At 73.5% G+C, this 12988-nt stretch carries 10 protein-coding genes; 5 read left to right on the top strand and 5 right to left on the bottom strand.

All coding sequences use genetic code 11. The annotated features are described in order from the left end of the window. The first annotated feature begins 17 nt into the window (after positions 1 to 17). From ACFT4A_RS20785 to ACFT4A_RS20775, 3 genes are all read left to right on the top strand, one after another. Positions 18 to 2513, top strand: a complete 2496-nt coding sequence (locus ACFT4A_RS20785; RefSeq protein ID WP_382832241.1) for a hypothetical protein — start codon at positions 18 to 20, stop codon at positions 2511 to 2513. A 70-nt stretch (positions 2514 to 2583) separates the two neighbouring features. After that, entirely contained in the window at positions 2584 to 3018 is a 435-nt protein-coding gene (locus ACFT4A_RS20780) for a DUF485 domain-containing protein (RefSeq protein WP_382832239.1), read from the top strand. Further along, positions 3015 to 4628 (top strand): cation acetate symporter, encoded by a 1614-nt coding sequence (locus tag ACFT4A_RS20775; protein ID WP_382832237.1) that lies wholly within the window; start codon positions 3015 to 3017, stop codon positions 4626 to 4628. Before ACFT4A_RS20780 ends, ACFT4A_RS20775 begins: the two co-directional genes overlap by 4 nt. A 105-nt stretch (positions 4629 to 4733) precedes the next feature. On the opposite strand, the gene ACFT4A_RS20770 is transcribed toward ACFT4A_RS20775, so the two are convergent. The 4 genes from ACFT4A_RS20770 to ACFT4A_RS20755 all read right to left on the bottom strand — a co-directional run bounded on the left by ACFT4A_RS20770 (position 4734) and on the right by ACFT4A_RS20755 (position 10115). Next, positions 4734 to 5636, bottom strand: a complete 903-nt coding sequence (locus ACFT4A_RS20770) for a cellulose-binding protein (RefSeq protein WP_382832235.1) — start codon at positions 5634 to 5636, stop codon at positions 4734 to 4736. 144 nt (positions 5637 to 5780) lie between these two features. Continuing rightward, entirely contained in the window at positions 5781 to 6242 is a 462-nt protein-coding gene (locus ACFT4A_RS20765; protein WP_382832233.1) for a carboxymuconolactone decarboxylase family protein, read from the bottom strand. Between the two features lie 163 nt (positions 6243 to 6405). Further along, on the bottom strand, positions 6406 to 9102 hold the full coding sequence (locus ACFT4A_RS20760; RefSeq protein ID WP_382832232.1) for an SUKH-4 family immunity protein: 2697 nt from the start codon (positions 9100 to 9102) through the stop codon (positions 6406 to 6408). An 8-nt stretch (positions 9103 to 9110) separates the two neighbouring features. Then, on the bottom strand, positions 9111 to 10115 hold the full coding sequence (locus tag ACFT4A_RS20755; RefSeq protein WP_382832230.1) for an SMI1/KNR4 family protein: 1005 nt from the start codon (positions 10113 to 10115) through the stop codon (positions 9111 to 9113). Between the two features lie 346 nt (positions 10116 to 10461). Between ACFT4A_RS20755 and ACFT4A_RS20750 the strand changes: the two genes are divergently transcribed. Beyond that, on the top strand, positions 10462 to 11082 hold the full coding sequence (locus tag ACFT4A_RS20750; protein WP_382832228.1) for a YwqJ-related putative deaminase: 621 nt from the start codon (positions 10462 to 10464) through the stop codon (positions 11080 to 11082). Between the two features lie 88 nt (positions 11083 to 11170). Beyond that, positions 11171 to 11665, top strand: coding sequence for an SUKH-3 domain-containing protein (locus ACFT4A_RS20745; RefSeq protein WP_382832226.1), 495 nt, complete (start codon positions 11171 to 11173; stop codon positions 11663 to 11665). A 13-nt stretch (positions 11666 to 11678) separates the two neighbouring features. Here ACFT4A_RS20745 and ACFT4A_RS20740 read toward each other — a convergent pair whose 3' ends face one another. Then, positions 11679 to 12977 carry a sensor histidine kinase gene (locus ACFT4A_RS20740; RefSeq protein WP_382832225.1) on the bottom strand — a complete coding sequence of 433 codons (1299 nt, stop codon included), beginning with the start codon at positions 12975 to 12977 and terminating at the stop codon, positions 11679 to 11681. Positions 12978 to 12988: the final 11 nt, after the last annotated feature.

Raw genomic sequence — 12988 nt, 5'->3', positions numbered from 1 at the left:
GCGTGTCTGCTGGTGGCATGGACTTCAACAGGCGTACGGCGATGGCGGCGGGACTCGGAGCGGTGGTGGCGGCGAGCGGTGCCACGGCCTCGGCGGCCACGCCCACGACGGTGACGGTGCAGGGCGAGGCCGCGGTGCGGACGAACATCCCCGTCCGCCGGGACCGCAGGGCCTCCGGAGGGCGATATCTGGGGTTACGGACGGCCGAGAAACCCCCGGCCAGGACCGGCTGCGTGCACGTCCCGCGGGCCGGGGTCTACGCGCTGACCGCCGTGGCCACGGCACCGGTCGAGACGCCGCACACGGAAGCCGTCGCCTCCTACCCGCATCTGTCCGTGAACGACGGCCCGTTCACCGAGATCGCCCGCTCGCAGCCGCACTGGTACGAGTCACCGGCGGCCTGGGGCGACCTGTCCGTCCTGGACCTGGGCGTGGTCGAACTGCGGGGCGGCACCGACACCCTCACCTTCCGCGTCAGCGAACCGACCGTCGTCGACGACACGACCGCGTACGTCCTGACCCTGGACCGCTTCACCCTGCGCCGCCTGGAGGGGCACCCGGCCCTGCGCGAACTGTCGGTTCCCCGGCACCGCGTGGGTGAACCGGCCCGGCTGTGCCTGGCCCTCGACGGGCACGCCACGCACGCGTACGGCGTGCGGTACGCCGTCAGCGACCACCACGGCCGCCGAGTCGCCACCGGCCAGGCCGCCATCGCCGCCGGTGACGCGAGCGCGACGGTCACGCTCCCCGATCTGCCGCCGGGGCACTACGTCGTGAGGGCGGACGGCTTGAGGGCGCACGGCGTGACGGGCCGGTTCGCGCGTCTGCCGGCCCGGCCCGCCGTCACCGGCCCCGCCAGCCGCTTCGGCGTGAACGTCTGGGCGTCGTCCCTCGTCCCGCCGTCCCGGCTCGCGGACTTCGCCGCCGCCCTGCGGGACATGGGAGCCGGCTGGGTACGGGACGGCCAGTCCTGGCCCGCGGCCGAACCGGCGCCCGGCGGCTACGACACGGCACAGCACGACCGCCGCACCCGCACCCTGCGCGCTCACGGCCTGGCCGTCCTCGACGTGCTCTCCCCCGCCCCCGAGTGGGCCATGACCGAGGCGTCGCTGCCGCTCCCGGCGGACCTCAGGCATGCCTACCGCTACGCCCGCCGTCTGGCCGCTGCCGCCCCCGAGGCCCTCCAGCTGTCGAACGAACCCGACGTCGACACCACCCGCAGCACCGGCGACGCCCATGCCGCGTTCGTGAAGGCCGCCGCGCTCGGCATCAAGGACGCGGCGCCGAAGCCCTGCCTGGTCGTCCTGCCGGGCATCGCGCAGACCGGCCCCTTCCAGGACCTGATGCTCGCCAACGACGTGGTGCGGTACGCCGACGTCTGGGCCTTCCACGGCTACCCGGACCCCACCGAACCGGGCGAACCGAGCTTCCCGGGCGCCGCGGACGAACAGCACGAACTGGCACGCCGGCACCAGGCGGACGTACCGCTGTGGATGACGGAGTGCGGCGCGTTCCAGAGGGCGCGGCCGGGCGAGGACCTGACGCCCGGGCAGGAGATCGCGCAGGCCCGGTACGTGGTGCGCTCGACGGTGGGGGGCCTGGCGGCGGGGAACGACCGGCAGTTCTGGTTCGCCGGCCCGCCGCTGCACGACGACGGCGTCTACTTCGGCCTGCTCGACCGCGACTTCCGGCCCCTGCCCGCCTACAGCGCGTTCGCGGCCCTCACCTCGCTGCTCGGCGCCGCGCACTTCACCGGCCCTGTGCCCCGGCTGCCGGACGGGGTGCGGGGCTACGCCTTCGACAGCGGGCGCGGCGAGCGGGTCAGGGTGGTGTGGGCGGAGCGGCCCGTGCGCCTGGACCGGTATGTGACGGGCACGGCCTACGACATGATGGGCCGCCGCCTTCCCACCGGCCGGCCGGAGACCGCCTCACGCGATCCGCTGTACATCGTCGCCCCCGCGGACCCGCCCGCCCCGCCGGCGACCACCGGCCCGAGAACCCGTCTCTCCCCCGCCGAACACATCGTCCTCGCCCAGCGCTTCTCCGCCCGCGACGCCGCCCCCGGCAAGGACGACGGGGACGCGCCGCCGCCGCACGGCTACCGCCTCGGCCGCCGTACGCGGATGACCCTCGACGTCTACAACTTCGGCGACACCGCACGCCAGGTGACCGTCGCGGCACAGCCGGTGGGCAGTGGATGGACCGTGCGGGCGGAACAGGGCCGGGAGACGACCCGTATACGCGTCCCGGCCGGAGGGCGGACCGGGGTCAACTTCACGGTCCGCGCGGAGAGTTCGGTTCCGCGCCGGACCGACCGTCGGCTGGCGTTCGGCGCGACGTTGGACGATCACTCCGAGGTGCCGGCGTCCGTGGCGCTGATCCATCTCGAGCAGCCCGCTGAGCAGGCTGAAAAACCTGGGTCAACGGGGGTAACGCCCGAGGTCGGAAAGGTAAGCGCATACCGACTGATCAGTTTGGCGAAACCCTCGCGCTGCCCGGGTACTGCGAAGTAACGTGCGTGGCTCCCGCCCCCCACCTCCCTGCGGTCCGCCGCACCGGTTCCAACCTCGCAAGGAGTACGGGATGTCCTTCGACCCGTCACCGTCCTATCCGTACCCACCACCCGATTCCTCGCCCTCCTACGACACCTACCCCTGGCAGCCTCAGCAGCAGCCCGAACCCCCGGAGCGGCGCCCCCAACGCCACACCGCGCTCGGGCACCACAGCGACCTGCGGGTCCTGCGCAGCGCCTACCGCTGGCAGCGGCGCGTGGCCACGCTCACGGCGCTCGGCTACTTCACCCTGTTCCTGATCCTGTCGGCGTTCGCACCGTCGTTCATGACGAGCACCGTCACCGACGGCCTGCCCACCGGCCTGCTGCTCGCGCTCATCCAGGTCCCCGTGACATGGCTGGCCATCGCCCTGTACGAGCAGACGGCCCGGCGTCGCGTCGACCCGATCGCGGACCGGATACGCAAGCAGGCCGAGCTGGACGCCAAGCGGGAGAGTGCACGGTGATCAGCGAGTTCAGCGGCAACGCCCAGGCGATGTCCCTGGTGGGCTTCACCTCGGTGGCCACGATCACCCTGCTGCTGTGTGTGATGACGGGCCCGGACCGGGACGACCTGGACGAGTTCTACACCGGCTACAGCTCCCTGTCCCCCATGCGCAACGGCCTGGCGATCGCCGGCGACTACATCTCCGCCGCGACCGTCCTCGGCACCGGCGGCGTGATCGCCCTCTTCGGCTACGACGGCACCGTACTGGCCCTGAGCACCGCCCTGTCGCTGATGCTGCTGATGTTCCTGCTGGCGGAACCGCTGCGCAACGCGGGCCGGTTCACCATGGGCGACGCGCTGACCCGCCGGATGCCAGGACGCGGTGTGCGGATCGCGGCCTGCGCGGTGACGCTGGCGGCGCTGCTGCCGCTGATGCTGGTGCAGCTGGCCGGGACCGGGCAGCTGATGGCGTTCATCCTCGGCTTCTCCGGCGAGTCGATGCAGACGGGCTGCATCATCGGCGTCGGCGCGCTGATGATCAGTTACGCGGCGATCGGCGGCATGAAGGGCACCGCCCTCATCCAGATCCTCAAGATCGTGATGCTGCTCGGTTCGGGCATGGTGGTCGCGCTGCTGATCCTGCACCGGTTCGACTGGGACCCGGGGGCCCTGTTCGGCGCGGCCGCCGACAACAGCGGCGTCGGCTCGGCGTTCCTCTCGTCCGGCCTGCAGTTCGCGGGCGGCACCAGCCCCGGCCTGGACATGATCACCTCGCAACTGACGGTGGTCCTCGGCGGTGGCGTCCTGCCGCACGTCACCATGCGCATGTACACCGCCTCCAGCGCCCGGCAGGTGCGGCGGTCGATGTCCTGGGCGGTGTCGGGCGTGACCCTGTTCGTGCTCGTCATCACGGTCATCGGCTTCGGCGCGACCGCGCTGGTCGGCCGGGCGGCGATCGCACAGGTCGACCCGCAGGGCAACACGGCCTATCTGCTGGGCTCGCAGGCGGCGTTCGGCGCGGAGGTGTCGACGGCGGAGACGTTCCTGTTCACGACCGTCACCACGGCCGTCTTCCTCACCCTGCTCGCCTCCGTCGCCGGCATGATCCTCGCCTGCGCCAACTCCCTCGCGCACGACGTGTTCGCGGCCCGGGTGCAGGAGATGTCACCGCGCCGCGAGATGACACTGGCCCGGCTCTCGGCGCTGGGGGTGGGCATCCCGGCGATCCTGCTGGCCACGCTCGTCCAGCACCGCAGCCTGCAGCCCCTGGTGACGCTGTCGTTCTGCCTGGGCGCCTCGGCCATCGCGCCCGCGCTGGTCTACAGCCTCTTCTGGCGCCGCTACACCCGGACGGGCCTGCTCAGCACCCTCATCGGCGGCTCGCTGGCCGTCCTGCTGCTGATGCCGGGCACCAACCTGGTCTCCGGCTCGCCCGTGTCGGCCTTCCCCGACGCCGACTTCAACTGGTTGCCGTTCACCACGACGGGCTTGTTCTCCATACCCCTGGGCTTCGCCTGCGGCTGGCTGGGCACGGTGGCCTCCGGCCGCCGCAAGTCGGAGGAACAACGCCACCAGTACGAGGCGGTGGAGGGCTGGATCCTCGCCGGCGCGGTACGAAGGAACCGCTGACCGGAACGGCACGGGTACGACGCCCCGGCGGCCTCGCGAACGAGCGGCGGCCGGGGCGTCACCCACCCGCGACCCACCCGCGACCGTGCCGCACGCCGGCCGGTGTCACTCCCCCGCAGGCCCCGTCGGTGCCGCCGGGCCCGCCCACGCCGCCAGGCTGGCGTGTACACGGTCGATGTGGGCCCGCACGTCCTCGCCCTGCTCCTCGTGCGCGCGCAGGAGCCGCTCGGTCTCCTCCTCGACGCGGTCCGCGTGTTCCCGGGCCTGGGCGACCAGTTCCCCGGCACGCTCCTGTGCCTCTTCCTGCCGGGCCCGGGCCGATTCCTCGGCGTCGGCCAAGGCCTGCTCCGCCTCGGACAGGGCCCGCTCGGCCAACGCCACCGCCTCCGCGTGCCGCGCGTCCAGCGCCTCCGCCCGGTCGGTCTCCTCCCGCTCCACCTCCGCCCACCGCTCGGCGCGCTCCTTGTCCCGCTCGGCGAGCATCCCGGAGGAGCGCTGCCGCATCTCCCGCAGCGCGGCCAGCGCCTCACCCCGCTGTTCCTTCGCCCCGCACCGGACCGAGACACGGATCTCGTCGGCCTCCGCACTCGCCACGAGCAGCCGCTGCCGGGCCCGTTCATCGGCGTCGGCGCGTACGGCGTCGGCATCCGCCTGCGCGGACTCGCACAGCTCGGCCGCGGAAGCCCGCGCCTCCTCCACGAGGCGCCGCGCCTCCTCCCGCGCCCTGTCCCGTACGGCCTCGGCCTCCTCCTGGCCGAGCGCGAAGAGCCGCCGCGCCCCCTCGCCGAGGGACTCGTAGTTTTGCGGGGCCAGCCCCGCCACGGTCTCCCGCAGCAGCGCGAGCTCCGCGTCCATCTGCCGGGCCAGCACCGTCAGCCGGGCGGCCCGCTCCCAGGCCGCGTCACGATTCTGGGAGACGGCCTCGGCGTATCTGTCCACCTGCTCGGGACGGTAGCCGCGCCCCCGCCCGGCCACGAAGCCGTGCGGCGACACCGACGCGCTGCTCATCCTGGAACCCCTCTCCACCTCACCGACGCGAAGCCGCACAAGAAACGGGATGATTTCGCGCACATCTTGGTGGATCAGGCAGAAGTGTTCATAACGCGACACTCCGCACAGAGGTCACGGGCCCACGACCGGACCGTACGGCCGTCAGCCCCAAGTGGTGCCGACGGGCTCCTGGATGGTCGTGTTGATGCGGTTGAACATGTTCGTGAGCGAGACGGTGAGAATCAGCCCGGAGAGCTCCTTCTCGTCGAAGTGATCGGCCACCTCGTCCCACAGCGCGTCCGGAACCGACTCCTCCGAGAGGTCCGCGAGCCGCGTGACGGCCTCCGTCAGCTTCAGCGCCGCCCGCTCGGCGTCCGAGAAGAAGGGGGCGTGACGCCAGGCCGCCACGGCACTGATCCGCTCCTCGCTCACCCCGGCCTTGCGGAGGTTGACGGTGTGCCCGTGCACGCAGGCGCCACAGCCGTTGATCTGACTGGCGCGCAGCCCGACCATCTCCGCCAGCTCCTGCCCCAGACCGCCCTCCCCGATCGCCTGGAAGAGGGTGCCGATGCCCTTCATCGCGCCGGGAAGGACGTACGCCGGGTTCGTCATCCGTGCCTGCATGATCTCTGCCTCCTGTGTCGGCGGTGCGTCGCTGTCACCGCACTGACGAAGCGGCGCGAGGAGATGTGACAGCCGGCCCGGCACGAACCCGGCAGGAAAAAGCCGGGCCCGGTCGCACGACCGGGCCCGGCTTCTGCCACCGCACGTCAGCGGCGGCTACGTGTCACAGCAGTCCGTCCCACATCTGCTCCAGCAGCACCGACCACCAGCTCTCCGGCGACCCCAGCGCCGCCGGGTCGAGCGCGGCCAGCTGGGCCTGGAAGTCGACGGTCCAGCGGCCCGCCTGCTCCTGGTTCAGCCCGAACCGCAGCCGCCACATCCGCCCGAGCAGCGCGAGGCAGCGCGCGAACTCCGGCAGCCCGGTGTTCACGAACTGCGGCGGCACGGGCGCCCCGCCCGGCCCCGCCTCCACCGGCACGGCGACGATGTTGGCCGTGCCGTACTGCACGCAGATCGCCTTGCCGAAGTCGCTGCCCATCACCAGATAGGAACCCGCGTCCGAGGCCGGCTGCACCCCGCGCTCGGCCGCCAGCTCCGCCAGCGTCGGAACGGGCCGGCCCGGCTGCGCCTGCGCCCAGAAGAACGGGCCCATGTCCATCGGCAGACCGGCCGCCACCAGCGTGTGCGCCACGATCGGCGGCACCCCCTGGCGGGACACGGCGGCCTGCTCGAACCGGAACACACCCGGCCCGAACGCGGCCCCCAGCTCCTGCGCGACGGCCTCCGGCGGGACCGGCGGCGCCGCCTGCACCGGCGGCAGCGGAGCACGCACCGGAGCCGGACGCGCCGGACCGTCCGCCACCTGGTGCAACTCGCCCTGGTGGGCCAGCAGCTGCTGCATGCCCTGCTGCCGGCTCGCGTGGTCCGTGCCGTACGGCGCGATGCTCGTGATCCGCGCCTGCGGCCACTGCTCCCGGATCATCCGCGCGCAGTACGCACCCGGCAGCTCGCACGACTCCAGCTCGGTGTGCAGCTCCAGCACCTGGTCCGGGGGCACGTTCATGGCCCGCAGCTCGTGGAAGATCTGCCACTCCGGGTGCGGCGTACCCGGCGCCGAACGCCGGATCAGCTGCTGCTCGGAACCGTCCTGCGCGCGGTAGCGCAGCACGGCCTGGTAGCCGGGACCGACCGTCGGCTGACCGGCGGGCGGCTGCGGATAGCCGTACGCCGGCGGCGGCCCGGGGACGGGCTGGCCGGGCGGCGGCATCGCGCCGGGCGGCATCGGCGGCGCGGCGGGTGGTGCGCCGGGCGCCTGCGGCGGCGGAGGCACGCCGGGGCCGCCCGCCGGGGGCGGCGCGGCCAGCATGGTCTCGGCATGGTGCACGGGTCCGGTGCCGGGCGCATTCGGAGCGCCCGGGGGCTGGGGGGGACCGGGCACACCAGGTACACCAGGCGGTCCCGGAGGCTGAGGCGCACCCGGCGCACCCGGCGCACCCGGAGGCCCCGGAGGCTGAGGCGCGCCCGGGCCCGGCCGACCGGGATCGGCGAACATCGTGGCGGCATGGTGGACCCCACCCGGGGGCGTACCACCGGGAGCCCCAGGAGGCTGCGGAGCACCGGGCGCACCCGGCGGCTGCTGCGGAGGCAGCGGCGCACCCGGGCCCGTCGGAACCCCGGCCCCCGAAGAACCCCCGGGACCACCGGGGCCCCCGGGCCCCTCAGGACCCAGCGCCGACACCATCTGCGTCGGCACATACCCACCCGCCGGAGTCCCCGGCGCACCGGGCCCCGACGGCGGAGGCGTATCGCCCGGCCTCGCACCCGGCGTACCCGGTGCGCCCGGCGGAGGCGGCGTGGTGGGACCGGTGCCCCGGCCACGCCCCGGCGGCGGAGTCGCCTTGCTGGTCGCGGCGTCGGCGATGTCCCCGGCGTTCGGCGCGAGCGGCCGCTCGGGCGCACCCGGCCCGGCCGGCGGCTGCGGATAGCCGTACGGCTGCCCAACCGGCGCGGGCGGAGGCGTACTCCCCTGCGGCACCCCACCGGGCGGCGTACCCGGCCCACCCGGGTAGCCGTACCCCGGACCGGCCGGAGCCCCGGCACCCTGCGCGTTCGGCGCATCAGCAGGAGGCCCGTCCACCGCCGGCCCGTCCACCGCCGGCGTGACCGCCGTCCGCGGAAGCCGGCTCCCGCCCGAGATCAGCGCCGTCTTGGCGTCGGATGTCGTCGCGGGCGGCGGCGTGCTGTCGTCGGACTCGCTCAGCGGCGGCGCGAAGACCGTCGCGGGCAGCGGTACGGAACGGTCGTCACCGCCGTCGCCGTTGGTGTCCGTACCGGCCCAGGGCGTCGCCCCGGCAGGCGCGGCCGGAGCCACCGGACCACCCGGAGCACCGGACGCGTCCGAGTCGCTCCCCCCGGCGGCCGGCCACGACGCCCCGCTCCCGGAAGCGGAATCACCGGCCGAAGCGGAACCGGAAGCAGACGCAGATGCAGATGCAGATGCAGAAGCAGAAGCAGAAGCAGCCGGATCTGCGCTCCGCCGATCCGGAATCCCCAGCTTGTCCGCCGCATCCTGCAACCACTCCGGCGGAGTCAGCAGGAAGGACGTCTGGTTCAGATCCACCCGCGCGGGCGGCGCCGGCGCCGGCTCGTCCACCGCGTCCGGACGGCCGTACTCCTCCTCGTACCGGCGGATCACCTCACCCACCGGCAACCCGGGCCACAGCGTCGCCTCGCCACTGTCCCGGGCGATCACCAGCCGCTGCGCGCCCCCGTCCGAGCGGGGCCCGTCCGCGCGGTCCTCGGCCCACACCACGAACCCGAGGTCGAACTCCCGCACCCGCACCTCACGATGCTGGTACGACGGCAGGTCGCCGTTGATCCACTCTTCCGCGCGCTCCTGCGCCTGAGCGAAGGTCACCATCGCCGAAGTCACTCCCCCACAGCCGAGGACGACACCGCACCCACCGGCACCACACGCGCGAACCCGCCGTCCACCATCAGGTTCGCCACCGTCTCCAACTCCGGCGGATTGCCGGCCAGCCGCGACAGGAAGACGTCGAAGTCGTCCCCGCACGGCAGCAGCAGCCGCTCCACCCGCTCCGCCGGCGGCGTCGAGGGATCCACGTCCCGCGCGTCGTCGTACGCGCAGAACCACACGGAGCCGATCCGCTCGCCCTTCACCTTCACGGCGAGCAGCCCGCCCTGGACGAAGGAGACGCCCAGGTAGTCCTTGGTCAGATGGTCCCGCAGGCACTTGTTGACGTACACCAGGTCATTGACCGCGGCCTCGTCCCGCACCGTGAAGAACGGCTGGTCGACCAGCAGCCCCAGCTCCGCGTCGAGCGCGGCACCCACCGGCGCGCAGCCGCCCGCCGCCTTCAGGAACGACCGGTACGCGCCCGGCAGCCGGTAGCCGAGCTCCTCCTCGACGCCCTGCACCTGCGACTCCGTCACGGCCACACCCGACTTCGGCAGCCCGAAGTGCGCCGGACGCGTCTCCTGGAGCGGCCGCGTGCCCCGCTTGCCGTGGTCGACACCCGACGTGGACACGCCGCCGTGATGCCGCAGCAGCGCCTTCACCTCGACCGGGACCAGCTCCAGCCGCCGCGAGGCGACCGCGTGGTGCCAGGTCCAGCCGTGCGGCGTCGCCACCGCCGGCACCGTGTCCCACAGCTCGTGCCCGGACGCCGACAGCGCGCTGTTCGCCGACACGTAGTCCGTCAGCCGCAACTCGTCGACGCCGAAACCCTCCGGCGGCTCCGCGATCTCCGCGATCGCGCGCGCGTAGGGCGAGAAGTCGGGGTAGCCACGCTCGTCGACCCGTACCCCTCTCGGGTGACGGGCCGCCCGGACCGGGTCCGGGAAATGCACGACCTGCCCGGCGTAGGCCGCGTTCGGCGGCGCGGCTTGCTGCCCGAGCCGACCTGTCGTCATGGCGGTTGCCCCCTGCGGCACTCTGTACGAACCGTATTGACCACCCTTGGCGCACTACGACCCGTATCGACTGTCACTGCACGCGCCGACCCGCGGATCACCCTCCGGTTCACTGCATCGATCTCCGAACGGATCACCGCATCGCCCGCGGTGCCGACAGCCTATGCGGTACGGCGACACCGGTCACCGGCACCGGTCGGCGCCCCCTCCGCTTCCGTGACCAGCCGTCACCCCATCGTGACGGCTGCCCCCGGAACGGGCGTGTCGCCGCGCCCCAGCTTCCGCACCAGCCACGGCATTTGGCAGTCTGTGACCCCCGGGGGGATGCACGGAGGGGTAGACGATCATGAACGCGACACAGACGGGACCACACACCGGCAGGTCCGCCGACCCACGAAACGGCGACCCCCGGCACGGCGACCCGCGGCACGGCGACCCACGAGGCACCGATCCTCGCAACGGCGACCCAAGGGCCGGCGACCCCCGCAACGGCGATCCCCGCATCGGCTGGAGCGCCACCGAAGCGGCCCACGCCCCCGTCCTCCACCACCGCCGCGACGGCATCCTCCCCACCGTCGCCGCCGCCCTCTCCGTCCGCGGCGCCACCCTCACCGGCACCGCCGTCCGCGGCGACACACCCCCCGCCCTGCACCCCCTCGTCCAGGACTTCCTCGACACCCTCACCAGCGCCCAGCGCGACCGCTTCACCGGCCGCTGCGCCGAGACCATCCTCATCTCCCGGCACATCGCCGCCGCCGACACCGCACGCAGCAAACGCGCCGCACGAAAACCCATGACCAACGGCGAGGCCCGCAAAGCCCTCAAGCAGGCCAAACTCACCGCCCGCCACATCCGCGAGGACGGCGACCCCCTCCACGGCACCTTCGCCGCCCCCTGTCGCGCCTGCACCGCGCTCAGCGCCCACTTCGGGGTCCGCATAGTCGACCCGGCGACCCAGAACGGCTGACGCCACCCCGACCCACCCCGAAGCACCCGGCACCACGGCGCGCACCTCACGCCCGCCACTCCCAGGACCTCGACGAGACGACGGGCAGATGCACACCGACCGCACCTCATCCACCCGCTTCGGCGTACCCGTCGACGCCGCCCTGCGCGCCGCCGGCTGGCAACCCGGACGCTGGGACATCAAGCAGGCCGAGTACTGGGCCGACGCCCTGCGCGACCACGTCTCCCCCGCGGGCCACCGGCACTCCGTCTTCCCCGCCGCCGTCGAGGCCTGGGCCGAATTCGGCGGACTCCACATCGCCCCCACGGGCCCCGGCCGCCAGGTCGCCCCCGCCACCCTGCACCTCGACCCGCTGCACGGCCTCCACATGGCCCGCACCCTCGGCGATCTCGGCCGCGCCCTCGGCACCGAGGTCTGTCCCCTCGGCGCCGAGACCGACAGCCGGTCCCTCGTCGCCATCGACACCGACGGCCGCGTCTACACCCTCGACCACACCGGCGACTGGTACCTCGGCCAGGACATCGACCAGGCCCTGTCCACCCTCATCGCCGGCACGGAACCGACCCGCCTGACAGCGAGCTGACGCCCACCGGGCCCTACGACGCCGGAATCACCGCAGACACCCGGAAACCCCCCGCGTCCGTCGGCCCCGACACGAACACCCCGCCCAGCGCGGACACCCGCTCCTTCATCCCCACCAGCCCGTTCCCCCCGGACGGCAACCGAGCCGACGACGCCGCCTCCTCGGCCGGCTCGTTCTCCACCTGCATCGCGATCTCCGACACCCGATGCGCCAGCCGCACATAGGTCTTCGCCCCGGCCGCGTGCTTGTGGACGTTCGTCAACGCCTCCTGCACCACGCGATACGCCGTCTGCTCGACCTCCGGCGCGTACGACCGCTCGTCCCCCTCCACGGACAGATCCACCACCATCCCCGCGGCGGCCGACTGCCCGACCAGCTCCTCGATCTCCGCCAGGCACGGCCCCTCGTCGTCGACGGCCCGCGAGGCCGCCGCGGCCGCGGCCGCCCCCACCGCCGCCAGCGGCACCGACGCCGCCCGCTCACGCCGCTCGTCCCCGCCACTGCGCAGCACCCCGAGCATCTCCCGCAACTCGGTCAGCGCCTGCCGCCCCATGTCCCCCACGAGCGCGGCGTTCCGCACGGCCTTCTCGGGGTCCTTCCGCGCCACCGCCTGCAGCGCCGCGGCGTGCACCACCATCAGACTCACCCGGTGCGCGACCACGTCGTGCATCTCCCGGGCGATCCGGGTCCGCTCCTCGTTCCGAGCCCACTCGGCCCGCTCCTCCGCCCGCTCGGCGAGCAGCTGCAGCTCCCGCTCCAGACTGTCCGCCCGCTCCCGCAGGCTCTCCATCAGCCGCCGCCGGGCCCCCACATACAGCCCGAGCAGCACGGGAGGCGCCGTGAACCCCACGGACATCGTGATGGCGGCGAAGGGAACGAACCAGTCCCCGATGTCCAGGTCCCCCCGCGACATGTCCTGCCGGGTCTTCACGAACGTCACGATGAGCGTCCCCAGCAGCGACATCCCCGCCAGCGAGGCGAGGATCCGCCGGGGCAGTTCGGACGCGGCCAGCGTGTACAGGCCGACGATGCCCATCAGGAAGCCCATCTCGGCGGGCGTGATGGCGATCGACACCAGCACCACCGCGATCGGCCACCGCCGCCGCACGAGCAGCACGGAGCCGGCCAGCAGGCCGAACACCACTCCCGCCGCCACCGGGATCCCCGCATCCCTGGCGAACGGGATGCCCTCGAACCCGCACTCCAGTGCGGACGCCACGGCCAGACTCACATCGAACACGGCACTGCGCCGCCTGGCCCACCACCACGGCCCTCCCCGGGCCGTCACATGGTCTTCCCCCGTCGCGGTCATGCCCTCCAGCC

Origin of the sequence: Streptomyces sp. NPDC057099, from assembly GCF_042671245.1 — a bacterium.
Lineage (GTDB): Bacteria > Actinomycetota > Actinomycetes > Streptomycetales > Streptomycetaceae > Streptomyces > Streptomyces purpurascens.
The sequence above is the reverse complement of the archived record's forward strand: the minus strand, read 5'-3'. Positions and strand labels throughout refer to the sequence as shown.